Annotated in this window: 24 protein-coding genes and 1 tRNA gene; 2 read left to right on the top strand and 23 right to left on the bottom strand. The window is 52.7% G+C overall.

The features are described from left to right. Positions 1-8: 8 nt before the first annotated feature. On the top strand, positions 9-284 hold the full coding sequence (yjfN, locus tag OQV04_RS06655; protein WP_000811566.1) for a DUF1471 family protease activator YjfN: 276 nt from the start codon (positions 9-11) through the stop codon (positions 282-284). Between the two features lie 116 nt (positions 285-400). On the opposite strand, the gene OQV04_RS06650 is transcribed toward yjfN, so the two are convergent. From OQV04_RS06650 to nnr, 21 genes are all read right to left on the bottom strand, one after another. Then, on the bottom strand, positions 401-2,026 hold the full coding sequence (locus OQV04_RS06650; protein ID WP_032288382.1) for an isovaleryl-CoA dehydrogenase: 1,626 nt from the start codon (positions 2,024-2,026) through the stop codon (positions 401-403). 83 nt (positions 2,027-2,109) lie between these two features. Continuing rightward, a complete protein-coding gene (locus OQV04_RS06645; protein WP_032282042.1) occupies positions 2,110-3,273 on the bottom strand; it encodes a glutathionylspermidine synthase family protein in 1,164 nt (387 codons plus the stop codon). A 2-nt stretch (positions 3,274-3,275) separates the two neighbouring features. Next, positions 3,276-3,914: a DUF1190 domain-containing protein gene (locus tag OQV04_RS06640; protein ID WP_000101690.1), complete on the bottom strand. Its 639-nt coding sequence runs from the start codon at positions 3,912-3,914 to the stop codon at positions 3,276-3,278. 9 nt (positions 3,915-3,923) lie between these two features. Next, on the bottom strand, positions 3,924-4,322 hold the full coding sequence (locus OQV04_RS06635; protein WP_000547760.1) for a DUF350 domain-containing protein: 399 nt from the start codon (positions 4,320-4,322) through the stop codon (positions 3,924-3,926). A gap of 17 nt (positions 4,323-4,339) precedes the next feature. Next, complete coding sequence (locus OQV04_RS06630) at positions 4,340-4,999, bottom strand: YjfK family protein (RefSeq protein WP_053292429.1); 660 nt, start codon at positions 4,997-4,999, stop codon at positions 4,340-4,342. A 50-nt stretch (positions 5,000-5,049) separates the two neighbouring features. Further along, positions 5,050-5,748 carry a PspA/IM30 family protein gene (locus OQV04_RS06625; protein WP_000511955.1) on the bottom strand — a complete coding sequence of 233 codons (699 nt, stop codon included), beginning with the start codon at positions 5,746-5,748 and terminating at the stop codon, positions 5,050-5,052. Between the two features lie 18 nt (positions 5,749-5,766). Beyond that, complete coding sequence (locus OQV04_RS06620; RefSeq protein WP_000220132.1) at positions 5,767-6,168, bottom strand: YjfI family protein; 402 nt, start codon at positions 6,166-6,168, stop codon at positions 5,767-5,769. A gap of 126 nt (positions 6,169-6,294) precedes the next feature. Next, the gene (rlmB, locus tag OQV04_RS06615) at positions 6,295-7,026 is read right to left on the bottom strand and encodes a 23S rRNA (guanosine(2251)-2'-O)-methyltransferase RlmB (protein ID WP_001293282.1); all 732 of its coding nucleotides are present in this window, start codon (positions 7,024-7,026) and stop codon (positions 6,295-6,297) included. Positions 7,027-7,206: 180 nt separating this feature from the next. Further along, positions 7,207-9,648, bottom strand: a complete 2,442-nt coding sequence (gene rnr / locus OQV04_RS06610) for a ribonuclease R (RefSeq protein WP_032282040.1) — start codon at positions 9,646-9,648, stop codon at positions 7,207-7,209. Positions 9,649-9,686: 38 nt separating this feature from the next. Next, positions 9,687-10,112, bottom strand: coding sequence for a nitric oxide-sensing transcriptional repressor NsrR (gene nsrR, locus OQV04_RS06605; RefSeq protein ID WP_001177639.1), 426 nt, complete (start codon positions 10,110-10,112; stop codon positions 9,687-9,689). Positions 10,113-10,316: 204 nt separating this feature from the next. Next, positions 10,317-11,615: an adenylosuccinate synthase gene (gene purA, locus OQV04_RS06600; protein WP_000527955.1), complete on the bottom strand. Its 1,299-nt coding sequence runs from the start codon at positions 11,613-11,615 to the stop codon at positions 10,317-10,319. Positions 11,616-11,718: 103 nt separating this feature from the next. Further along, positions 11,719-11,916, bottom strand: coding sequence for a DUF2065 domain-containing protein (locus tag OQV04_RS06595; RefSeq protein ID WP_032282039.1), 198 nt, complete (start codon positions 11,914-11,916; stop codon positions 11,719-11,721). An 81-nt stretch (positions 11,917-11,997) separates the two neighbouring features. Continuing rightward, positions 11,998-13,002 carry a protease modulator HflC gene (gene hflC, locus OQV04_RS06590; RefSeq protein WP_001232412.1) on the bottom strand — a complete coding sequence of 335 codons (1,005 nt, stop codon included), beginning with the start codon at positions 13,000-13,002 and terminating at the stop codon, positions 11,998-12,000. Between the two features lie 2 nt (positions 13,003-13,004). Then, entirely contained in the window at positions 13,005-14,264 is a 1,260-nt protein-coding gene (gene hflK, locus OQV04_RS06585; protein ID WP_000312488.1) for an FtsH protease activity modulator HflK, read from the bottom strand. An 85-nt stretch (positions 14,265-14,349) separates the two neighbouring features. Beyond that, positions 14,350-15,630: a ribosome rescue GTPase HflX gene (gene hflX, locus OQV04_RS06580; RefSeq protein WP_000460360.1), complete on the bottom strand. Its 1,281-nt coding sequence runs from the start codon at positions 15,628-15,630 to the stop codon at positions 14,350-14,352. A gap of 76 nt (positions 15,631-15,706) precedes the next feature. Next, positions 15,707-16,015, bottom strand: a complete 309-nt coding sequence (hfq, locus tag OQV04_RS06575) for an RNA chaperone Hfq (protein ID WP_001051883.1) — start codon at positions 16,013-16,015, stop codon at positions 15,707-15,709. A gap of 85 nt (positions 16,016-16,100) precedes the next feature. Then, a complete protein-coding gene (gene miaA / locus OQV04_RS06570) occupies positions 16,101-17,051 on the bottom strand; it encodes a tRNA (adenosine(37)-N6)-dimethylallyltransferase MiaA (RefSeq protein ID WP_001280339.1) in 951 nt (316 codons plus the stop codon). Further along, a complete protein-coding gene (gene mutL / locus OQV04_RS06565; RefSeq protein WP_032282038.1) occupies positions 17,044-18,891 on the bottom strand; it encodes a DNA mismatch repair endonuclease MutL in 1,848 nt (615 codons plus the stop codon). The genes miaA and mutL overlap by 8 nt, the downstream gene beginning before the upstream one ends. Positions 18,892-18,900: 9 nt before the next feature. After that, the gene (amiB, locus tag OQV04_RS06560) at positions 18,901-20,229 is read right to left on the bottom strand and encodes an N-acetylmuramoyl-L-alanine amidase AmiB (protein WP_032282036.1); all 1,329 of its coding nucleotides are present in this window, start codon (positions 20,227-20,229) and stop codon (positions 18,901-18,903) included. A gap of 18 nt (positions 20,230-20,247) precedes the next feature. Continuing rightward, complete coding sequence (tsaE, locus tag OQV04_RS06555; RefSeq protein ID WP_000981977.1) at positions 20,248-20,709, bottom strand: tRNA (adenosine(37)-N6)-threonylcarbamoyltransferase complex ATPase subunit type 1 TsaE; 462 nt, start codon at positions 20,707-20,709, stop codon at positions 20,248-20,250. Further along, entirely contained in the window at positions 20,681-22,228 is a 1,548-nt protein-coding gene (gene nnr, locus OQV04_RS06550) for a bifunctional ADP-dependent NAD(P)H-hydrate dehydratase/NAD(P)H-hydrate epimerase (RefSeq protein ID WP_077757443.1), read from the bottom strand. Before nnr ends, tsaE begins: the two co-directional genes overlap by 29 nt. On the opposite strand from nnr, the gene queG reads away from it, so the two are divergent. Continuing rightward, entirely contained in the window at positions 22,227-23,366 is a 1,140-nt protein-coding gene (gene queG, locus OQV04_RS06545) for a tRNA epoxyqueuosine(34) reductase QueG (protein WP_001294212.1), read from the top strand. The genes nnr and queG overlap by 2 nt on opposite strands. On the opposite strand, the gene OQV04_RS06540 is transcribed toward queG, so the two are convergent. Together OQV04_RS06540 and OQV04_RS06535 are read right to left on the bottom strand one after the other, a co-directional pair. Continuing rightward, the gene (locus OQV04_RS06540; RefSeq protein ID WP_010723271.1) at positions 23,349-23,402 is read right to left on the bottom strand and encodes a hypothetical protein; all 54 of its coding nucleotides are present in this window, start codon (positions 23,400-23,402) and stop codon (positions 23,349-23,351) included. The genes queG and OQV04_RS06540 overlap by 18 nt on opposite strands. A gap of 233 nt (positions 23,403-23,635) precedes the next feature. Continuing rightward, a tRNA-Gly gene (locus OQV04_RS06535) sits at positions 23,636-23,711 on the bottom strand. Positions 23,712-23,822: the final 111 nt, after the last annotated feature.

Below are 23,822 nucleotides of genomic sequence, written 5' to 3'. Positions count from 1 at the left end.
AGCTGACGATGAAACAATTACTTGCCTCACCCTCGCTGCAATTAGTGACTTATCCTGCGAGCGCCACGGCACAGTCTGCAGAATTCGCCAGTGCTGACTGCGTGACGGGCCTGAATGAAATAGGTCAGATCTCAGTTAGCAATATTTCAGGGGATCCGCAGGACGTGGAACGTATCGTGGCGTTAAAGGCCGATGAACAAGGTGCGTCATGGTACCGCATTATTACCATGTACGAAGACCAGCAGCCTGATAACTGGCGCGTACAGGCGATACTGTATGCATGAGTGTCATCTACAGCAAATGAACAATGCCGGATGCGGCGCGAGCGCCTTGTCCGGCCTACAATTTTCACATATTTCATTTAGTTAATCGAAACCAGCGTCGCATCAGTCGTATACGCTTACACACACACTCCCCCCGTCGCCCGCAGCAATAAATCATTCTGGATCTGCTCTGACAACCGTACGCCGCCGCGCGTATCTAACATCACCTGACACCACGCCTGCGCCATTGGCGGAGAAGCATATTTCAACATTTGCGCACCGCAGCCCAGCAGGAATAGCTGATGAGTAATCTCTCGCCCCAGTTCTTCAGCTGGCTTACGCAGCTGCTGCTGTAAACGACGAACCGCGCGATCAAAATAGCGATCCTGCCCTTTCACTTCCACAAATGCTTCCGACAATAAGTCGTATACGCCCGCTTGCTTATTGAGAACGCGCAACACATCCAGGCACATAATATTGCCGGAACCTTCCCAAATACTGTTTACCGGCATCTCCCGGTAAAGCCGCGGCAGCTCGCTCTCCTCGCAATAACCAATGCCGCCCAGCACCTCCATCGCTTCGGCCACAAACGGCATACCTCTTTTGCAGATCACAAATTTTGCCGCAGGCGTAAATAAACGCGCCCACAGGGCTTCTTTGGCATCGGCACGCCGGTCCCACGCTCGCGCAAGACGAAACAGCAACGCCGTTTGCCCTTCAAGCTGAAGTGCCATGCGACTTAAGACATGACGCATAAGGGGCTGTTGGATCAATGGATTACCAAAAACATGGCGTTGATGTGCATGATAAATCGCCAGCGAAAATGCACGGCGCATCATGGCATGGCTACCCAGGGCGCAATCAAAACGCGTCATCCCACCCATTTTCAGGATCAGACGAATTCCTTCCCCTTCCTGCCCCAACAACCAACCAATGGCATCCTGAAACTCCACTTCGCAACTGGCGTTAGAGCGATTACCCAGCTTATCTTTCAGCCGCTCGAGGCGAATCGCGTTGCGTTGCCCGTCAGGCAAAAAGCGCGGCACAAAAAAGCAGGACAGACCACCCGCGGTCTGCGCCAGCACCAGATGCGCATCGCTTTGCGGAACCGAGAAAAACCATTTATGCCCCACCAGCCGATAAGAGCCATCTTCCAGACGCTCTGCACGGGTGGTGTTGCTCATAACATCGGAACCGCCCTGCTTTTCCGTCATTCCCATGCCAATCAACAAACCGCGTTTTTGCCCACCTGGCAATAAGTGAGAATCGTAGCGATCGCTCAATAGCGGCGTGGTCCAGTCCTGAAACGGCGCGGGTAACATCTGTAACAACAATGGCGTGGCGGCAAAGGTCATGGTTATCGGACATAACGACCCTGCCTCAACCTGCGCATGTAACATAAAACGCGCCGCGCGCGCCACAAATGCGCCGGAGCGAGCGTCTTCTTCCCAGGCAAGATTGTGCACCCGATTGGTACATAGCGCCTGCATCAGCAGGTGCCAGGCGGGGTGAAAACGCACATCGTCCAGACGGCGTCCTTGCGCATCGTAGCGCAATAATTCAGGCGGATTCACATTCGCCAGCCGCCCCAGTTCAAGGGATTCAGCCGTTCCTAACTGCTGACCAATACTGGCTAGAAAATCGCTATCCCAGCCAGCACCTTCACGCGTTACCGCTTCGCAAAGCGCGCCATCAGACAGGTATAAGTTGCTGTTATTTAATGGTATAGCTTGATTAAAAACGGTGTGAGTTTGCCAGTGCACTGTGTCTCCCTCCATCAATGGCAGTCACCATTAGTATGGTCACCGCCATGGATTCATGACAGAAAGAGATTGCTAAAACATTCTTATCCAGCAATGTAATGCGGAATGAAACGTGAGGTGTCTTTGGTGATCAGCGTGTTATCTTCACGGATCCCCATTCCGCACGCTTCATCATCGACAATCCAGCTACCGATGAGTGTGTAGCTATCGCCAAATCGCGGCAGAGGTTGAAACGCCTGGTAGATCATCGGTTCATCGGCGTAATCACCATCAGCGTGGTCAACGACGTTATTCTGGCCGTCGAAAATGGTGACATTTCCGCCTTCGCGCGAGTAGATCGGTTTACGCACATAGCTTTCGCCAGCGGCAATCTGCGGTTTTTCACCCTCAAACCAGGATGCAAGAAGGTTAGGATGACCAGGGAAGAAGCGCCAAAGCAGCGGCATTAGCCCTTTATTACTCAAGATACTTTTCCATAACGGCTCCACCCATTGCTCGCGACGCTTGCGCAGCAGCGGACCGTTATCGTCACGCATCATCCACTCCAGCGGATACAGCTTAAATGCACGCTGGATGACATTATCATCAAGATCGGTCAGTACGCCGCCGACGCCCAAACCGAGATCTTCAATGTAGATAAACCGCGACTCCTGCCCTGCCTGCTGGGCGCAGTCCTGCAAGTACAGCACGGTACTCCTGTCTTCATCGGTGTCCTGACAGCAGCAAAAATAAAACGGTTCCCGACTGTAAAGCTCGCTAAAGCGTGAAATCAGGCGTTCCTGAATGGCATTGTACTGATCGGCATCACGCGGAATAATGCCACTGCGCCGGGCATCCTCCAGCCACAACCACTGGAAATAAGCCGACTCATACAACGAGGTCGGCGTATCGGCGTTGTACTCCAGCAGCTTCACCGGCGCATTGCCACACCAGGCAAAATCCATCCGGCCATACAGCGAAGGATCGCGTGCGCGCCAGCTTTCAGCGATCACATCCCAGTACAACGGCGGGATCGCCAGTTGCGTCAGGATCTCTTCGTCTTTAACCGCGCGATCCACCACCTCAAGGCACATCTGATGCAGTTCCGCAGTCGGTTTTTCGATCTGCTCTTCAATCTGGCGCAGAGTAAAACGGTAAGCCCGACTCTCATCCCAATAGATTTCATTGTCGATGATATGAAAGTCGAAACCGTTGTCAGCGGCGATCTGGTCCAGATCCCGTCGCACAGGAACGTTGTGTCTCAGCATGGTTAGCCTCCCCAATGCCCACGGGCGCTGGAAGAACGACCATAGCCGCCGCGCGAAACGGTCGACGCTTTTCTGGTGGTAAAGCCGCCTGAAGAGTAAGACTCTTTTTTGCCAGAACCGGAGCGCCAGGAGTAATCACCAGAAGTGTTGCGCCAGACGGGGCGCGAAGCAAAAGAGGAACCGCCGCTGTTATAAACAAACTGCTCATCGCGATCTTTACGAATAACCCGGCTTAACAAAAATCCAGAAACGACCGGGATCCAACTCTGTTCAACGTTGTCGTAGTAGCAATTTTCGTACTTAGACTGACAATTCTGCTGAGTCATATTCTTCGGAACATCGGCATAAAATGCTGCTTTGGCGTTGTTCCAGCCACGCGCGCAAATGTCGGCATTATTACCGTCATCAATACAATCCTGCACAGTCGAGTAAAACGTTCCGTCGCCGTCGTTATCGACATCGCTACTTTCACTCCATCCTTTGACTATTAAAAAAGCGGCACCGCCCATTAGCGCCAACGTTAAGTATTTTTGTGCGTAGCGATTGCGACGCGGTTCAAAAGGATTATTCGGTCTACCAATGCGACTGATCGCTCCGTGACCAATTTTACTGTTATTTCTTGATTTGCGTTTTCTGGCCATGATCGTCCATTACCATGTCATACAAGCTGCGTTAAAAATACCGCCAGCCAGCGCGGCGGTTCCCATAAACATTCCTGCTGCGGTATTGTGATTAATAATTTTTTCGCTTAATGCGGGCATATAAAGTCTGACACCAGCAAAAACGAGTAACTGAATCACCAGTGCAATCCCGCCCCAGGCGAAATAGTCTGGAATACTCACCGCATTGATTGCCGCACTGGATAAGGGGATCACGTAACCCAACAATGTACCGCTGAACGCCAGTGACGCTGCGGTATTATTGTTTTTGATTAATTGCCATTCATTGTGCGGTGTAATTTTGGAGTAGATAAACAGAAAAATAATCACCATAGCCACGCCAATAAAAAAATAGGCACTAAAGGCAAGAAGTGAATCCAGTATATGCATTGTAAACGTCCTTGTAATTAACCAATAATATGAAGTGATGTCAGCGGGATATCGACACCCAACGCGCGCGAAAATAACCACTCTGGCTCGCCGAGATCGTTAAAAGATTCCTCACCATTTAGCAGCAAATATTCGTAAGTATCTTCGGTCACTTGCCGCTGGTAGCCCATGGTAAAATTATGGACTTCCCATTTAGCATGATTTTGATTTTCTACTTTTTCCAGCATGTAGACGGGTTCGATATTTCCCGGTTCTTCGCTGTTAAAAAATCGCTGCCAGCGTTTTTCCTGCCAGTTTAAGGTCATTGCCCCCATCGTTTTGGCGTTGATCGCCTCGCGCCAGTGACTCTCTTTACTGATACCGTAGCTCTCTTCATAGACAAAGAGCTTGATATCATCAATATCATCAATATCTTCGCCGCCGGTGGTATTGATTTGCAGAAACTCATTGCCTGAAGTGTAGTAGCGGAAAATCTGACTACCGCCGCCCAGATCGATGTGGCTGACAGCGGCTACCGTAAATTCCTCACCCGGCAGCGCAATCAGCAATTCATCTTCCAGCAAACGAAACGCTAACGTGTCGAGCGTAAAGCCACTATTGAGATGAAGTCCCAGCGGACCGCGAGCGATAGCAGGCTTATTATCCTTGCCAAACAGACGCTGGAAAAAACCAGACATATTTTATCCTTAAAATAGTTGCCAGCCTTGCAGTGAGGCTGGCAAAAAAATTACTCGCCCTGTTGGCGTTGCAGTCTTGCTAATACATCCTGGGCGCTACTTTTATTGCTACCGCCAATTCCGGCTTCCGCCAGCTTTTCGTCAAGGTCGCGACCGTCTGCGACTTTCTCCAACTGTGCGGCAGCATCCAGGCGAGCCTGACGTTCTGCCTGACGCGTTTGCAGGCGTTTTAAGGATTCTGCCGCTGTCGAAACGCTGGAAGATGCGCCAACGGTAGAGGTTGTTACAGCCTGTTGTGCACGCTGCATGGCTTCAGTGGCTTTAACGACTTCCATTTGCTGCTCAAACTGAGCGATACGCTGCGCTGTCGCTGTAACTGCTTTTTCCACGCCATCACGGGAGACTTCCAGATTCGACAACACTTGCTCTTCAGCGGTAATGAGATTCTCAAGGCGCGCGATTTCTTCAGCAACTTCGTTAATCAGCGACGGATTAACGTTCTTGCTTAACGCTTCCAGCGCACGGGCTTCCAGACTGGCTTTGCGCTCACGTAAATCTTTCAGCTTATCGTGACTTAATTTCACCCGCGCCAGCAGATCAACGCGAGATTTTCCGGCTTTATCGAGTTCAGCTTTAGCGTCACGAATATGCTGTTCCAGCATGCGCACACCCTGGGTTTCTTCAATGGATTCTTCCGCCTGGGAGATAAACGATTTCCCCAGCGTAAATAAACTTTTTAAAATTCCCATAAATACCCGTCCTTGTAATTAGTGTGAATATTCTTCTGTAATTTCAGCCAGATCCAATGCGTTATCTACCAGCGAGGTTATCTCAAGCAGGATATCTTCAAGAGAAGATTTAAGCGATAACGCCCCGAAAACAATGTAATACTCTTCCTGTTGCACGCTGGAGATTCCTACCGATGACAACGGCATCATCTTCTGATTTCTTAATAAGAAGGTATTAAATTTATCTGGATTGCTGATACTACTTACCGGACAAATAAAGGTTTCGATAATCATTTGGCGGGAAGTAAAAAGAATATTGATTTGCAAATCGCCATAATCATTCATTTTAATAATTAATGCGTTCTCGCTATTTGTTACATCAATATTTTGTTCAGGTACAGTTTGCAGCGCCGTCGCCAGCGCCAACGGATTCCATGTCATATATTATTCCATATAGATTTAGTTTAAATATTAATAAAATGAATATTTGCAGTACGTAATTATCTTACCAGCTATAGACAAAAAAAAACCATCCAAATCTGGATGGCTTTTCATAATTCAGAGGAACTAGCTGCGCTGACGAACCGCTTCAAATAAGCAAATTCCGGTTGCAACCGAAACGTTCAGAGAAGAAACACTTCCTGCCATTGGGATGCTGATCAACTCATCGCAATGTTCACGGGTCAGGCGACGCATACCTTCACCTTCCGCGCCCATCACCAGCGCCAGGCGTCCGGTCATTTTGCTCTGATAGAGTGTATGATCCGCCTCGCCTGCCGTACCGACGATCCAGATATTCTCTTCCTGCAACATACGCATGGTGCGCGCAAGGTTAGTCACCCGAATCAGTGGAACGCTTTCTGCCGCGCCGCAGGCTACTTTTTTCGCCGTGGCGTTGAGCTGTGCGGAGCGATCTTTCGGCACAATCACCGCGTGAACGCCAGCAGCGTCCGCGCTACGCAGGCACGCGCCGAGGTTGTGCGGATCGGTTACACCGTCGAGGATCAGCAGGAACGGTTGATCGAGCGAAGCGATCAGATCCGGCAGATCGTTTTCCTGATACTGACGTCCTGGCTTCACGCGGGCGATAATGCCCTGATGCACGGCACCGTCGCTTTTCTCGTCGAGATATTGGCGGTTTGCCAACTGGATAACCACGCCCTGAGACTCAAGGGCGTGAATCAGCGGTAACAGACGTTTATCTTCACGGCCTTTTAAAATAAAGACTTCCTGAAAACGTTCAGGGGCGCGCTCCAGCAGGGCCTGCACTGCGTGGATGCCGTAAATCATTTCGCTCATTAATGTACTCGTTGTTTACGTTTTGCCTGATGCACTACGTTTATCCGGTCTACATGATCCCTGCAATATATTGAATTTGCGTGATTATGTAGGCCGGATAAGGCGTTCACGCCGCATCCGGCATGAACAAAGCGCATTTTGTCAGCAATCTAACCCTCTTCTGTTTGAAGAGGGTAATGATCACTCTGCCACTTTTTTCTTCGCCGCACGCTTCGCTTTGGTCGCTGCAGCTATTTTCTGCGTTTTCGCCGATGGCTTTTTCGCTTTTCTCGCGTCTTTCTTCGCTGCTTTCGGCTTCGTTTTTTTCTCACCGCGGAAGGCGCTGTCTGGCTCAAAGTTTACCTTTTTACCGACCTGACGACGCTTGCCGCCTTTTTTACCTGCATCGCCTTTTTTCGCTTTCTCGCGCGCCGTTTTACCGACGTTGCGCGGTGCGCGTTCGCTGGAGATCAGGCTAAAGTCGATTTTGCGCTCGTCCATATTAACCGCTTCGACGCGAACTTCCACGCGATCGCCCAGGCGATAAGTCTGGCCGCTGGATTCACCCATCAGGCGTTGCCCTACCTGGTCAAAGCGATAGTAGTCATTGTCCAGCGAAGAGACATGGACCAGCCCATCAATGAACAAGTCGTCCAGACGGACGAAGAAGCCAAAGCCAGTGACGCTGGAAATTACGCCTTTAAAGACGTTACCTACCTGGTCGAGCATGAAGTCACACTTCAGCCAGTCAGCCACATCGCGCGTTGCTTCGTCGGCACGACGTTCCGCCATCGAACAGTGCTGACCCAGTTGCAGCATCTCTTCCATCGAATAATGGTAGCCACCGGTTTCAGTGGTGTTGCCCTGATGCCCCTGCTCTTTCGCCGACAGATACTTAATGGCGCGGTGCAGCGTCAGGTCAGGATAACGACGAATCGGCGAAGTAAAGTGCGCATAGGACTGCAATGCCAGGCCAAAGTGACCACGGTTTTCCGGATCGTAAATCGCCTGTTTCATCGAGCGCAGCAGCATGGTTTGCAGCATTTCTGCATCAGGACGGTCGGCAACCGACTCCAGCAGCTCCGCGTAGTCGCGCGGTTCCGGCTTGTTACCGCCCGGCAGTTCCAGCCCCAGCTCTGCCAGCACTGAACGGAAAGAGGTAATCGCTTCGGTGCTCGGCTTGTCGTGAATACGGAACAGTGCCGGTTCTTTGGCTTTCTCAACGAAACGCGCCGCCGAGATATTCGCCAGAATCATGCACTCTTCAATTAACTTGTGCGCGTCGTTACGCTGAGTCTGTTCGATACGCTCAATACGGCGTTCAGCGTTGAAAATAAACTTCGCTTCTTCGCTCTCAAATGAGATCCCGCCACGTTCTTCACGGGCTTTATCCAGCACTTTATAGAGGTTATGCAACTCTTCGAGATGCTTAACCAGCGGAGCGTACTGCTCGCGCAGATCCTGATCGCCCTGCAGAATATGCCAGACTTTGGTGTAGGTCAGACGCGCGTGAGAGCTCATCACCGCTTCGTAGAATTTGTAGCCCGTCAGGCGGCCTTTCGACGAAACCGTCATCTCGCACACCATACACAGGCGGTCTACCTGCGGATTGAGCGAGCACAGACCGTTAGAGAGCACTTCCGGCAGCATCGGGATAACCTGCGAAGGGAAGTACACCGACGTGCCACGGTTACGCGCTTCTCTGTCCAGCGGCGTTGGCGGACGCACATAGTAGCTGACGTCAGCAATCGCGACCCATAAACGCCAGCCGCCGCCGCGTTTTTTCTCGCAGTAAACTGCATCGTCAAAGTCACGGGCGTCTTCGCCATCAATGGTGACCAGCGGTAAATCGCGCAGATCAACACGGCCCGCTTTTGCTTCTTCCGGCACTTCTTCTTTCAGCCCGGCAACCTGTTGCTCAACAGCCTGCGGCCAGATGTACGGAATTTCATGGGTACGCAGAGCGATATCAACCGCCATGCCGGTGCCCATATTATCGCCAAGGACTTCGACGATTTTACCCACCGCTTTGGTGCGGCGAGTCGGACGCTGAGTCAGTTCGACTACGACCACAAAGCCCATCCGCGCGCCCATGATCTGATCGGGCGGGATTAAGATATCGAAGCTCAGACGGCTATCGTCAGGAACCACAAAGCCGACGCCCGCTTCGGTAAAGTAGCGACCAACAATCTGGCTGGTTTTTGGCACCAGTACGCGGACAATACGCGCTTCACGACGACCTTTACGGTCAGCGCCCAGCGGCTGCGCCAGCACCTGATCGCCATGAATGCAGGTTTTCATCTGCTCGCTGGAGAGATACAAATCATCTTTACGCCCTTCAACCCGCAGAAAGCCGTAGCCATCACGGTGGCCAATAACGGTACCTTTCACCAGGTCGAGGCGTTCCGGCAGCGCATAGCACTGACGACGAGTGAAGACCAGTTGACCATCGCGCTCCATCGCGCGCAGGCGGCGACGCAGGCCTTCAAGCTGCTCTTCGCCTTCAATGTGCAGTTCTACCGCCAGCTCATCACGGCTGGCCGGTTTTTCACGTTTGGTTAAATGTTCGAGGATAAATTCCCGACTAGGGATGGGATTCGCGTATTTTTCAGCTTCGCGTTCCTGGAAAGGATCTTGTGACATCTCGGTTCCTCCGTTGTCATCTCTGATGAAGATTTTCGTCACTCCACCAGCAATAATTTATAAAGCGGTTGATTCTCTTCAACCAAATCGGCAAGCGTGTAGTTATCCAGTTCCGTAAGAAAACTTTGCACGGCCTTAGAAAGCGCCTGTTTCAACCGACAGGCAGGTGTAATGTGGCAAAACTCACTGCTGCAATTCACCAGCGATAAGGGCTCCAGCTCGCGCACCACATCACCAATACGTATCGCACTCGCCGGTTTACCCAGGCGAATGCCGCCATTTTTTCCACGAACAGCAGTCACGTAGCCGGCACGACTAAGTTGATTGATTATTTTGACCATATGATTACGGGAGACGCCGTAGACGTCAGTCACTTCAGAAATACTGGTCATCCGCCCTTCTGGCAATGACGCCATGTAGATCAGCGCACGTAATCCGTAATCAGTGAAACTCGTTAACTGCACATCAACCTCAAAAGGGAAATCGGGAAAAAATACATTTATATTGATGATAAACCAGCCACAAGCTGTGTCGCTAATTTATTTCAGTTCGGGGAAGGAAAAAAGCGAGGATTTAACACTGTGTCGGATAGCGTAATGGCTTAACCGACACAGCAATGTATCACACTGTTAGCCCGGCAGGCAAAATATCTGCCAGGCGTACCAGAATTACGCGTCGAACGGGTCGCGCAGAATCATGGTTTCAGTACGATCCGGACCGGTAGAGATGATATCGATCGGCACACCGGTCAGCTCTTCAATACGTTTGATGTAGTTCAGCGCCGCCTGCGGCAGACCGCTACGATCTTTCACGCCGAAGGTGGATTCAGACCAGCCCGGCATGGTTTCGTAAATCGGCTCTACACCTTTCCAGTCGTCAGCTGCCAGCGGAGTGGTAGTCACTTCACGACCATCCGGCATACGGTAAGCCACGCAGAGTTTAACCTCTTTCAGGCCATCCAGAACGTCCAGTTTAGTCAGGCAGAAGCCAGACAGGGAGTTCAACTGTACCGCACGACGAACGGCAACGGTGTCCAGCCAGCCGGTACGACGACGACGACCCGTAGTTGCGCCGAATTCGTTACCCTGCTTGCAGAGGAACTCGCCAGTTTCATCAAACAGTTCAGTCGGGAATGGACCTGCACCCACACGAGTGGAGTAAGCTTTGAGGATACCCAGAACGTAATCAACATAACGCGGGCCCAGGCCGGAACCGGTCGCCACGCCACCAGCAGTGGTGTTGGAAGAAGTTACGTACGGATAAGTACCGTGGTCGATATCCAGCAGCGTACCCTGCGCACCTTCGAACATGACGAAATCGCCACGCTGACGCGCCTGGTCGAGCAGGTCAGAAACGTCAACCACCATAGAAGTCAGGATGTCGGCAACAGCCATCGTATCATCCAGAACTTTCTGGTAATCAACCGCTTCAGCTTTGTAGTAGTTAACCAACTGGAAGTTGTGATATTCCATCACTTCTTTCAGTTTTTCAGCGAAGGTTTCTTTGTCGAAAAGGTCGCCAACACGCAGACCGCGACGTGCCACTTTATCTTCATAAGCAGGCCCGATACCACGACCGGTGGTGCCGATCGCTTTCGCGCCACGCGCTTTCTCACGCGCGTTATCCAGCGCAACGTGATAATCAAGGATCAGCGGACATGCTTCAGACAGCAGCAGACGCTCACGAACGGGGATGCCACGGTCTTCCAGTTCTTTCATCTCTTTCATCAGCGCGGCCGGAGACAGCACAACACCGTTACCGATGATGCTGGTTACATTCTCGCGGAGAATACCTGATGGAATAAGATGGAGAACGGTTTTTTCACCGTTGATTACGAGAGTATGGCCTGCGTTGTGACCGCCCTGGTAGCGTACAACATATTTAGCCCGTTCAGTCAGAAGATCGACGATCTTACCTTTACCTTCGTCACCCCATTGGGTGCCCAGTACGACGACGTTGTTACCCATTTTTCAAAATCACCGTTTGCTTAAAAATGGATTCTACCATCGCTTTTTCAGAGTTACAGCACTTTTTGCACTCAAAAATGACCTCGATCAGTCTGTTTTTTGTTCAGCCAATCGTTTTCCTCAACATGTAGTAGACCACAACGCCCGCAACCACAAGTCCACCGCCAAAACGACGTAAAATATTATCGGGCAAATTGGACATCGCAGAGATCATCTTCTTCCATGCCTTCGGGTAAAGCATCGGCCCTAAACCTTCCAGTACCAAAACCAGGGCAAGCGCCAGCCAGATTGTCGAATTCATTCATTATCCTTATAGAAAAAGAAAACCACCGACATCCCTGAGGATGCGGTGGCTTTATTGACCTGTACCGCAGTCGTTATATTAACGCGTTGCGGAAGTCGGCGTCTTCATGTAGCGGAAGAAATCGCTATCCGGGCTCATGACCATCACGTCCTGATTGCCAGAGAAGCTGTTCTCATAAGCACGCAGGCTACGGATGAATGCGTAGAAGTCCGGATCTTTACTGAATGCATCAGCAAACAGTTTGGCTGCTTCGGCATCGCCTTCACCACGCATGATACGGCCCTGACGCTCAGCTTCTGCCAGCGTTCTGGTCACTTCATAGTCGGCAGTCGCGCGCAGTTTTTCCGCTTCTTCCTGACCTTGTGAACGGTGACGACGCGCTACCGCTTCACGCTCGGCGCGCATACGGTTGTAGATCGCTTCAGACACTTCAGTCGGCAGGTTGATCTGCTTGATACGCACATCGACAACTTCAATACCCAGCGCCGCCATACTGTTCGGGTTGATGACCGGAACTTTGCCCTTCGTCTCAGCCGTTACGCGCTCTGCCGCTTCGGCAATGGCGTTATCTGCCGCCGGGGTAGTAACTTCATCTTCTGTACCCGCAGAACCGGAGTTCAGCGCGTCACGTACTTCGAGGGTCAGACGACCACGGGAATCAGTGACGATATCTTTCACGTCCAGGCGACCAATTTCAGAACGCAGACGGTCAGAGAACTTACGTTTCAACAGCACTTCCGCTTGCGAAATGTCGCCACCACCCGTTGCCAGGTAGTAACGGCTGAAATCGCTGATGCGCCATTTGATGTAAGAGTCGACGATCAGGTCTTTCTTCTCTTTGGTCACAAAGCGGTCGGCCTGGTTGTCCATGGTCTGAATACGTGCGTCGAGCATTTTCACCGTTTCAATGAACGGTATCTTGAAATGCAGACCCGGCTCATAAACCAGAGGTTTGTTGTCATCGTCACGCAGTACCTTACCAAAACGCAGCGTAATACCGCGCTCACCTTCTTTGACGACAAAGACAGACATGTAAAGCACTACCAGCACGATGATGATAATCGCGATAACTGACTTACGCATCGTTATTCCCCCTGACGCTGGTAGTCGTTACGCTGCGCATTGGCGCGGCGTTGGTCCATAATATCGCCCTGACTGGTGGACGACGTGTTGCTTGCTCCACTGGTTGTGGAGGAAGAGGCTGGCGGCAGACGCAGCAGATTGCTGGCACCGTTATCGCTCTTCGCCGCAGGGGCGTTACCACCTTTCAGCATCTGGTCTAACGGCAGAACCATCAGGTTGCCACCTTTGTCGTTAACCAGCACTTTGCGGGTGTTGCCCAACACTTTTTCCATCGTCTCGATATACAGACGCTCGCGAGTAATTTCCGGCGCGGCTTTATATTCCGGCAGAAGTTTAGCAAAGCGCGCCACTTCACCCTGAGCTTCCAGGATGGTCTGGGCCTTGTACGCACGCGCCTCTTCGAGGATACGTTGCGCCTGACCGTTCGCACGCGGCTGAACTTCGTTGGTATACGCTTCTGCTTCACGAATGTATTGCTGTTCGTTTTCACGCGCGGCAATCGCATCGTCAAACGCCGCTTTTACTTCTTCCGGCGGACGAGCTGCCTGGAAGTTGACGTCCAGCAGAGTGATACCCATGTCATACGGACGAATCGTCTCTTCCAGTTCGCGCTGGGTATCGCTACGAATCACGGTACGACCTTCCGTCAGAATGCGGTCCATGGTGTATTTACCGATAACTCCACGCAGGGCGCTGTCGGTAGCCTGACGCAGGCTGTCATCCGGGCTGGTCACGCTATACAGATATTTTTCCGGATTGGTGACGCGGTACTGCACGTTCATCTCAACGCGCACTACGTTCTCGTCCGACGTCAGCATCACACCAGAAGCGGCCAGTTCACGCACGGCTTCCACGTTCACCGGTTTGACTTCGTCGATAAACGTCGGTTTCCAGTTCAGACCTGGCTCAACCAGATGGCTGAATTTACCAAAGCGTGTTACCACGCCGCGTTCGGCTTCTTTAATGGTATAGAAACCACTGGCCGCCCAGATAATGACAATCGCTGCCGCTGCGATGGTAACGACACGACCGCCAAGCTGCGGGCGCGGGCCTTGCGATGAACTGCCACCGCCAGATCCGGTGCCTTTACCGCCGCCCAGACCACCGAGCTTTTTGCTCAGTTTGCGGAAGATATCATCTAAATCAGGTGGCCCTTGATCGCGACCGCCTTTGTTTCCATTTCCCTCAGAGTTGCCGCCAGGTTTGCTGCTTCCCCACGGGTCGCGGTCTTGTCCGTTATTACCGGGCTGATTCCACGCCATGTTTGTGCTCCATATTTGTTATGCGGTGATCCCTGTTGTCTTTCGACGCCAGAGGATATGACTCCACGCTTCAGACGCTACGCCGTTAGATCAGGTAATCGATCAACGCCGGTTCTTGTTTACAGAGGCGACGCCAGTCAACGATCGGCATACGAACTTGCAGACTTACGCTGCCGTCCTCCTCCATCCACTCTTTTTCTATTGCCTGAAGCTGATAAAAACGACTTCTCAGACGCCCTTCCTGCGGTGGCAGACGCAATGTATGCTGCGCCACCTCGCCGGAAAGCCGCTCCGTCAAAGCCTGAAAAAGCTGTGGTATCCCCGCTCCGGTCTGTGCGGAAAGCCAGACACGGATCGGTTTGTTCTCTTCGTCCCGATCAATACGCGGTTCGAAATCTTCCAGCATATCGATCTTGTTCATCACCAGCAGGGTTGGGATCTCGTGAGCGTCGATCTCTTCAAGAACCGTATTCACCGCTTCGATGTTTTCTTGTACACGCACATCCGCCGCATCAATGACGTGCAGCAGTAATGTGGCTTGCCGCGTCTCTTGTAACGTGGCTTTAAATGCTGCCACCAGATCGTGCGGCAGGTGGCGAATAAACCCTACGGTATCTGCAAGTACGGTTTCACCGACATCTGCAACGTCAATACGCCGCAACGTCGGGTCGAGGGTGGCAAACAACTGGTCTGCCGCGTAGACCCGCGCTTCGGTGATGCGATTGAAAAGGGTAGATTTACCGGCGTTGGTATATCCCACCAGCGAAACAGTAGGAACGTCGGCTTTGATACGCGATTGCCGCCCCTGCTCACGCTGCTTTTCAACTCTTTCCAGGCGCGACTGTATCTGCACGATGCGATTACGCAACAAACGACGGTCGGTTTCGAGCTGGGTTTCACCCGGACCACGCAAACCAATCCCGCCTTTCTGTCTTTCAAGGTGGGTCCAGCCACGCACCAGGCGCGTAGCCAGATGGCGCAGCTGCGCCAGCTCAACCTGCAACTTACCCTCATGGGTACGCGCACGTTGGGCGAAAATATCTAAAATAAGGCCGGTGCGGTCGATAACACGACACTCGCACAAACGCTCCAGGTTACGCTCTTGCGCCGGGCTCAGGGCATGGTCAAAAAGAACGACCGAAGCACCCGTCGCTTTGACAGCTTCCGCAATTTCAACTGCTTTACCTTCACCTACAAAATACTTTGGGTGCGGCGCTTTACGGCTACCGGTAATCACCTGCAATGCTTCGACACCGGCGGAAGAGACCAGAGATTCAAACTCCTGGAGGTCTTCCATATCTTTGTCTTGCGTAAAATAGATGTGTACCAGTACCGCCTGCTCACCAGCATCATAACGGTCAAACAAGCGTATAACCCTCTAAATAGATCAGCGGGGAACGCAGGATCGCTGGCTCCCCGTGTAAAAAAAACAGCCCGAAACCTTATTCGGTTTCTTCGCTGTCCTGTTGCGCGGAAGTATTCTGCGCGCTGCTACCATGATGGTAGTTACTGCTGGTACCGCCACCGGCGTTGTTACTGTGATGAGAAACCGGGCGAGACGGGACAACAGTAGAAATCGCGTGCTTGTAAACCATCTGGCTGACCGTGTTTTTCAACAGGATCACGAACTGATCAAAAGACTCGATTTGCCCTTGCAGCTTAATACCATTCACCAAATAAATAGAAACTGGAACACGTTCCCGACGCAGTGCGTTCAGGAACGGATCTTGTAAAGATTGCCCCTTAGCCATTCTCTCTTTTCCTTATATGCTTATTTGTACTTTGAACCTTTCGATTCTGAAAAAATTGCGCACGATACGTCTCAATTGTACACATTCAGCCTGCGATAGCACCAACAACCTGTAATACTTCGTCACGCGCCTGTTCTGGTTTTTCACTATCAAGCCAGTGAACCCCTTCCCAACCACGCAGCCAGGTTATCTGCCGCTTCGCCAACTGTCTCGTGGCGCAAACACCTCGATAAACCATTTCATCGTATGAGATTTCGCCTTCAAGGTAAGACCACATCTGGCGATAACCCACGCAACGAATGGAAGGCAAGTCCGTATGCAAATCTCCTCGGGCAAAAAGCGCCCGGACTTCTGCTTCAAAACCTGAAGCCAACATCTGATGAAAACGCTGCTCAATGCGTTGATGGAGCAGTTCACGGCTCGCCGGGGCGATGGCGAACTGATGCACCTGATACGGTAGAGCGTCTCCTGACGTTTGCGTCAGTTCCGTTAAAGTTTTACCCGAAATGAAAAAAACTTCCAGTGCCCGGGAAAGCCTTTGTGGATCATTTGGATGAATCCTTGCTGCCGCAACCGGATCGATCTCCTGAAGTTGACGATGCAATGACTCCCAACCTTGCTCTGCCGCCTGTTGCTCAATTCTGGCCCGCACTTCCGGGTCTGCCGACGGTAGCGGCGACAACCCTTCCAGCAATGCCTTGAAATACAACATCGTACCGCCCACTAACAGTGGGATCCGCCCCGCCGCGGTGATATCGGCCATCTCCGCCAGCGCATCGCGGCGAAAATCAGCAGCCGAGTAAGCCTGCGACGGATCGCGAATATCCAGCAATCGGTGCGGCGCGGCGAGTAACTCTTCAGCGTTCGGCTTCGCCGTCCCGATATCCATCCCTTTGTAAATAAGGGCAGAATCAACGCTTATCAACTCTACTGGTAAAATTTTACGCAGCTCAATGGCTAACGCCGTTTTACCGGAGGCCGTCGGCCCCATCAAAAAAATCGCCTTAGGCAGGCTCGCCTTACTGATATCACTCATCTTTCAGGGCTTTTATCGCCGGATGTAAATCAACAGATTGTAACAGACCACCCGGCGGCGTTTTCACAAGTTGCGGACATAACCGTTCCACGTCCGCCAGCAGGGTTATGGCCTGTGCCATTGACCACTGCGCATGTTCGCTCATCAGATTTCGTGCAATCCACTGCGCAATATTGCCAGGTTCGAATACGGACTGCTTCGCCAGGTAGCCTATCAGTTCAGGAATCAAGATTTGTAAATTTTGTTGGCGTAAGGGTAAAGGCACGGCCCTGATGGTCACATGCTGCGCATCGGACTGAAATTCAATACCCAATTCCGCCAGGGCAGACTGCGCTTTTTCTAATGCCGATTTTTCTTCGCCAGAAACTTTTAGCCGCAACGGAATCAGCAACGGCTGGGCGCAAACGGACGCTTCACCCGGCGTCAATTGTGCCTGACGCAGCCAACGTTCTGCCACTGGCAAGGCTAAAAGTGAAATGTTGCCGTCGCGCTCCAGCAACGCACAGTCGGAATGGACGATAGTCAGTACCCGACCAAAACTCTGACTGTTCGCCGCAAGTGCAGGTTCCTGCGGTTCCGGCGCTTTTGGTTTTTGCATCGGCGCGGGCGTTTGCAAAAGCTGGCGATACACTTCACCTTGCTGTTTCTGATAGCCTGGCTGCGCATTCGGCCAAGGGGCAGCCGGACGACTGCCTGAGGCGGGCGCAGGAGAGTAGCGCGAAGCTACCGGCTCACGAGCTGCCGGTTCTGCAAAGTGATTGCGCCCCGCCGCCACGCGGTTTTCCGGAATGGGACGCGGTGCAGGTTGGGGTTCATCGTCCAGCGGTAGCGGCGTTTCCAGTTGCTGTTGTAGCACGCTCAGCACGCCCTGATAGATAAAATCATGCACCAGACGCGACTGATGGAAACGCACTTCGTGTTTGGCGGGGTGTACGTTGACGTCCACCTGATGCGGGTCGATCTCCAGATACAACACAAATGCAGGTTGCTGATCGGCCCCCAGTTTGTCTTCACAGGCCTGGCGGATCGCGTGATTGATCAGGCGATCGCGCATCATGCGACCATTCACGTAGCAATACTGAATTTCCGCCAGTGCGGGCGTGGTGTGATTTGGATCGGCCACCCAGCCGCGCAGCGTGAGATCGCCGTGTTGCCATTCAATCGCCAGCGCTTGTTCGAGAAAAGCGGTGCCACAAATCGCGCCTAAGCGCCGTTCTTTTTGCCCGCCTTCCGGCACCGCGCGGTACTGGCGTACGATTTTGCCGTTATGCGACAGGTTGATCGTGACGTCGAAACGCGCCAGTGCGATGCGGCGGATGATTTCATCGATATGGTTAAATTCGGTTTTCTCGGTGCGCAGGAATTTGCGCCGCGCCGGGGTGTTGTAGAACAGGTCCAGTACCTCCAGCGTCGTTCCCACCGGATGCGCCGCCGGTTTAACCGTCACGTCCATATCGCGCCCTTCGGCATAGGCCTGCCAGGCTTCCTGCTGTTCTGCGGTGCGTGAAGTGAGCGTCAGGCGGGAAACCGAACTGATACTCGCCAGCGCCTCACCGCGAAAGCCCAGGCTGATAATGGCTTCGAGATCGTCCAGAGAGGCGATTTTACTGGTGGCATGACGCGCCAGCGCCAGCGCCAGCTCGTCTTTTTTGATACCGCAGCCGTTATCACGAATGCGGATAAGTTTCGCCCCACCGCGTTCGATATCAATATCGATACGCGTCGCACCTGCATCGAGGCTGTTTTCCACCAGTTCTTTGACTACCGACGCAGGTCGCTCGACCACCTCACCTGCGGCAATCTGGTTCGCCAGTTGTGGCGGTAAGACCTGAATTGGCATCAATCGTCCTTAGTTTGGCAGCGTGCGATCTGGCGTCGTCACCGTACTGGCCGTTTGTGCCGTTGCCCCCTGCGGCGCAGATTGCATCGGATGCGCAAGGAAATAATTGCGCAGGCCTTTGTAAATGGCTTCTGCCAGCTGTTGTTGGTAATCGTCGCTCGCCAGCAAACGTTCTTCGCTGTTGTTGCTGATAAAACCGGTTTCGACCAGTACTGATGGGATATCCGGCGAACGCAGAACGCCAAGGCTGGCATGTTCTGGCCGACGTTTATGTATTTCGCCAATGCGTTGCAACTGACTGATCATACTGGTCGCTACATCATACCCTACCCGCTGGGAATGACCGAACTGTAAATCCAGCACCGCCTGGCTTAAATAGGGGTCAGACTGACTGTTCGCCAGCACATCACCCGCCCCGCCCAGCAGCTCCGACTGTTTCTCGTGCTGCTCCAGCCAGCTGGCCATTTCGCTGTTGGCGCGACGGTTAGAGAGCACCCATACGGAAGCGCCAGTCGCACTGCGGTTCGGTGCGGCATCAGCGTGAATCGACACGAGGAAATTGGCGTTTTGCTTACGTGCCACATCGCTGCGCCCCATCACCGAGATAAAGTAATCCCCGTCACGGGTTAAAACGCCCTTAAACATCGGATCGTCATTGAGCAAGGTACGTAATTTACGCGCAATGGCGATGGTGACATTTTTCTCCCGCGTACCGCCGGGGCCGATAGCGCCAGGGTCCTGACCGCCGTGTCCGGCATCAATAGCGATGATAATTTTATCGCCAGTGTTAGCCGTCGCGCGGGCTGCCGGACGCGTTACCGTATTACTGCTGATAACACCCGTAGTGCGGTTACTTTCCGTTTTAAACGGATTGCGCGCCGGTTCGCTGACGCGCGGTGCGACAACCGCAGGCGTTTCAACGCGTTTCGCAACCACGGGCGGCGGCGGTGGCACATCTGCGTTAATCGTAAAGACGACAGTGTAATTGCTGCCATTCTGCCGCTTCACCGCTTCGGTTTTACCGTTTTCGGTAAGATCGACCACCAGCCGTAGCGTTTGTGCATCTTTAGGCGTTCCGGAGCGAATCGCCTTCACCAGATTATTACCGCTGAACAACAACGGCAGTCCCTGAATCACGCCCGTTTGTTTGATATCGAGCGCCACGGTGCGTTTGCTTTGATGGCTAAACGCATAATCAGGATCGCCAATAAAACTCAACGTTATCCGCGCCTGTTGATTGCCGTTAGAAACCTGAATATCAGAGAGCGTCGCGGCACCCACCTGCGCGCACAGCAGCAGCAACGTCGCTACCAACCAATTTCTGATGCGATACATCATCCCGCCACCTTTCAAAGGTTAACCGGCTAAACGCGCCAGCAACAATTCACCCGCAGAGGAAACCGCACTCACGCGCGCCTCACGGCCTTGTGCCTGATAATCAATGTGTATTTCGACATCCGGGTCAGGAAGAACACCTGTACCTTGTTGTGGCCACTCCACCAGGCAGATGGCATCGTTGGCAAAATAATCGCGGATCCCCATAAACTCCAGCTCCTCGGGATCGGCAAGGCGGTACAAATCAAAGTGATAAACCATTAAGTTGTCGAGCGTATAGGGTTCGACCAGCGTATAAGTGGGGCTTTTGACATTACCCTGATGGCCCAAAGCCTGCAAAAAGCCCCGGCTAAAGGTGGTTTTACCTGCGCCTAAATCGCCATACAGATAGATTACGGTTGCGCCATCGCAGGCTTTCGCTACCCGCTCGCCCAGGTCTAATGTTGCCTGCTCATCAGGGAGCGGAATTACTCGATTCATCATGGTTTTTATCAGTCACTTCCGGGTTAACAATACGCTGTAGCGTGGAAAAGAGATCGGTTGCCAGCATCCCGCGCGTTCCAAAACGCGCCGCCAGTACGTCAGCTGCCGCACCGTGCGCGACACAGCCCGCACAGGCTGCATCATACGGCGATAGTTTTTGCCCAAGCAATGCGCCAATAATACCAGAGAGCACATCGCCCATGCCGCCGCTCGCCATGCCTGCATTTCCGGCGTCAATAATGCCTAATAAATCAGGATGGGCGGCGACCACGGTTCCGGCACCTTTCAGCACCGCGACGCCACCGTAACGTTGTACCAGACGTTGCGCCGAAAGTAAGCGGTCACTTTCAATTTCAGCAACGGAACAGCCTAACAACCGTGCGGCCTCGCCAGGATGCGGCGTGATCACGCGATTGTGACGCTTATCGGGATTGATTGCCAGCAGGTTCAATGCATCGGCATCCCACAACATCGGTTTGCGAAAATTCTCAACTTTTTGCAGGGCTTTTTTCCCCCACTCTTGCTGGCCCAGACCGGGACCAATCACCACCACATCGGCCCATTCCAGGCTTTCGGTAAGAGAGTCCATAGTCAGTTCATGCACCATCAATTCTGGTCGTGCAGTCAGCAGCGGCGCAATGTTCTCACTGCGGGTCAGTACTCGGACTAAACCAGCACCAGCACGTAGCGCCGCTTCCCCCGTCATACGAATAGCCCCCGCCGTGCCGTGATCGCCACCGATAATCACCAGCCGCCCGTGATCGCCTTTATGCGAAGTCGGGCGACGCGGTTTCAGCCAGTGAGAAAGTTGTTCTGCCGAAAACCGCTGAATTTTCGTCTCCTGACCTGCCAGCCAGCTATCCAGCCCCAGTGAGTCAAAATGCAGTTGTCCTGTAACATCCCGCGCTTTTCCTGTGAGCAAGCCTGGTTTCAGCGCAATAAAAGTGATGGTGTGATCGGCGTTGATCACTGCGCCTGGCGTAGCGCCGGTTTCAGCCAGCAGGCCGGAAGGGATATCAACCGCCACAATCGGCGCAGGATGGGAATTAGCGTGGTCGATTAACTGGCTAATGGATTCGCGGGGCGCTTGCTGCAAGCCGGTACCGAGCAGCGCATCAACAATCAGATCTACCGATTCGGGCCAGACAATATTCGAAGCATGGATCTCGCCACCCGCGTTTAACCATGCTTCGCGTGCCAGCGCGGCCTCTTCCGGCAACGGTTTGTCGCTATCCTGGGCCAACAACGTGACCTCAATGCCGACCGCTTTGGCCAGTCGCGCGACCACGTAGCCATCGCCGCCGTTATTACCATGACCGCACAGCACCAGCCAGTGGCGGGCGTCAGGATAAGCCGTGCGACACACCTGGAATGCGGCTTCGCCAGCGCGAAGCATCAGCTCATAGAGTGTGAGCCCCAGCACATCTGCCGCCTCGCGTTCTCCGCGGCGGATATCGTCGGCGTACCAGACGGTGTGTGGTATACTTACGGGGTTTTTCTTCATTGTATGGTCCGTCATGTCAGAGCCCCTCGATCTCAATCAGTTAGCGCAAAAAATTAAACAGTGGGGGCTGGAACTGGGCTTTCAGCAGGTAGGTATTACCGATACCGATCTCAGCGAGTCCGAGCCCAAACTGCAAGCATGGCTGGACAAACAATACCACGGCGAAATGGACTGGATGGCACGTCACGGTATGCTGCGCGCTCGCCCCCATGAGTTATTGCCCGGTACGCTGCGCGTGATCAGCGTGCGGATGAATTACCTTCCTGCTAACGCCGCATTTGCCAGCACGCTGAAAAACCCCAAACTCGGCTATGTTAGCCGTTATGCGCTGGGCCGTGACTATCACAAACTTCTGCGCAACCGACTCAAAAAGCTGGGCGAGATGATTCAGCAACATTGTGTTTCGCTGAATTTTAGACCGTTTGTCGATTCTGCGCCTATTCTCGAGCGCCCGTTAGCTGAAAAAGCTGGGCTCGGCTGGACAGGTAAGCACTCACTTATCCTCAATCGCGAGGCCGGTTCGTTCTTCTTTTTAGGCGAATTGCTGGTCGATATTCCGCTGCCCGTGGATCAACCAGTCGAGGAAGGATGCGGCAAATGCGTGGCCTGTATGACGATTTGCCCGACCGGTGCCATCGTCGAGCCATATACCGTCGATGCTCGCCGCTGTATCTCTTATCTCACCATCGAACTGGAAGGGGCGATCCCGGAAGAGTTGCGACCGTTAATGGGAAACCGTATTTACGGTTGCGATGACTGCCAGCTTATCTGCCCGTGGAATCGCTATTCACAACTCACTACAGAAGACGATTTCAGCCCGCGTAAGCCGCTACACGCACCGGAACTCATTGAGTTATTCGCCTGGAGCGAAGAGAAGTTTTTAAAAGTCACGGAAGGTTCGGCGATTCGCCGTATAGGTCACCTGCGCTGGCTGCGTAATATCGCCGTGGCATTAGGCAATGCGCCCTGGGATGAAACGATTCTGGCGGCGCTGGAGAGTCGCAAAGGTGAGCACCCACTTCTTGATGAGCACATAGCGTGGGCGATGGCGCAGCAAATCGAGAGGCGAAATGCGTGCATAGTCGAAGTGCAATTGCCGAAAAAACAGCGTCTGGTTCGGGTAATTGAAAAAGGGTTACCGCGTGACGCCTGATTCATCCACAGCTTGTGAATAAAAATAAAAACGCATTGCAATTCAAGACGAATAAAATCGTCAAGTGATCGACTCGACAAAACGAAATCTTAATTTTTAAATTATCTATCAATAGGTTAAAAAAATACTATTCACCGTGCGAAGTTTCTTTGAAGTTAAGATTACGGCCTGAGGCTGTGGATAACTCTGTTTACAAGAGTTTGTCAGAGACAACAAAAACCAGCAATAACGCATCGCGTCGCTGTGGATATTTTATTGAGAGAAGAATTTGGAGCGGGAAACGAGACTCGAACTCGCGACCCCGACCTTGGCAAGGTCGTGCTCTACCAACTGAGCTATTCCCGCTTGGGTGGTCTGTGCTTTGCAGCACTTTTCAAATTTTGGAGCGGGAAACGAGACTCGAACTCGCGACCCCGACCTTGGCAAGGTCGTGCTCTACCAACTGAGCTATTCCCG

The organism is Escherichia sp. Lx600-2 (assembly GCF_036662595.1).
GTDB lineage: Bacteria > Pseudomonadota > Gammaproteobacteria > Enterobacterales > Enterobacteriaceae > Escherichia > Escherichia coli.
Note: the sequence above shows the minus strand (reverse complement) of the source record. Positions and strands in the feature narration are given on the sequence as shown.

Bases quoted from the DNA above. Each gene is read 5' to 3' on its own strand.
- yjfN (WP_000811566.1), top strand. From the start codon at position 9: ATGAAACAATTACTTGCCTCACCCTCGCTGCAATTAGTGACTTATCCT.
- OQV04_RS06645 (WP_032282042.1), bottom strand. From the start codon at position 3,273: ATGCTGAGACACAACGTTCCTGTGCGACGGGATCTGGACCAGATCGCC.
- OQV04_RS06640 (WP_000101690.1), bottom strand. From the start codon at position 3,914: ATGGCCAGAAAACGCAAATCAAGAAATAACAGTAAAATTGGTCACGGA.
- OQV04_RS06635 (WP_000547760.1), bottom strand. From the start codon at position 4,322: ATGCATATACTGGATTCACTTCTTGCCTTTAGTGCCTATTTTTTTATT.
- OQV04_RS06630 (WP_053292429.1), bottom strand. From the start codon at position 4,999: ATGTCTGGTTTTTTCCAGCGTCTGTTTGGCAAGGATAATAAGCCTGCT.
- OQV04_RS06625 (WP_000511955.1), bottom strand. From the start codon at position 5,748: ATGGGAATTTTAAAAAGTTTATTTACGCTGGGGAAATCGTTTATCTCC.
- OQV04_RS06620 (WP_000220132.1), bottom strand. From the start codon at position 6,168: ATGACATGGAATCCGTTGGCGCTGGCGACGGCGCTGCAAACTGTACCT.
- rlmB (WP_001293282.1), bottom strand. From the start codon at position 7,026: ATGAGCGAAATGATTTACGGCATCCACGCAGTGCAGGCCCTGCTGGAG.
- rnr (WP_032282040.1), bottom strand. From the start codon at position 9,648: ATGTCACAAGATCCTTTCCAGGAACGCGAAGCTGAAAAATACGCGAAT.
- purA (WP_000527955.1), bottom strand. From the start codon at position 11,615: ATGGGTAACAACGTCGTCGTACTGGGCACCCAATGGGGTGACGAAGGT.
- OQV04_RS06595 (WP_032282039.1), bottom strand. From the start codon at position 11,916: ATGAATTCGACAATCTGGCTGGCGCTTGCCCTGGTTTTGGTACTGGAA.
- hflC (WP_001232412.1), bottom strand. From the start codon at position 13,002: ATGCGTAAGTCAGTTATCGCGATTATCATCATCGTGCTGGTAGTGCTT.
- hflK (WP_000312488.1), bottom strand. From the start codon at position 14,264: ATGGCGTGGAATCAGCCCGGTAATAACGGACAAGACCGCGACCCGTGG.
- hfq (WP_001051883.1), bottom strand. From the start codon at position 16,015: ATGGCTAAGGGGCAATCTTTACAAGATCCGTTCCTGAACGCACTGCGT.
- miaA (WP_001280339.1), bottom strand. From the start codon at position 17,051: ATGAGTGATATCAGTAAGGCGAGCCTGCCTAAGGCGATTTTTTTGATG.
- mutL (WP_032282038.1), bottom strand. From the start codon at position 18,891: ATGCCAATTCAGGTCTTACCGCCACAACTGGCGAACCAGATTGCCGCA.
- amiB (WP_032282036.1), bottom strand. From the start codon at position 20,229: ATGATGTATCGCATCAGAAATTGGTTGGTAGCGACGTTGCTGCTGCTG.
- tsaE (WP_000981977.1), bottom strand. From the start codon at position 20,709: ATGATGAATCGAGTAATTCCGCTCCCTGATGAGCAGGCAACATTAGAC.
- queG (WP_001294212.1), top strand. From the start codon at position 22,227: ATGTCAGAGCCCCTCGATCTCAATCAGTTAGCGCAAAAAATTAAACAG.
- nnr (WP_077757443.1), bottom strand. From the start codon at position 22,228: ATGACGGACCATACAATGAAGAAAAACCCCGTAAGTATACCACACACC.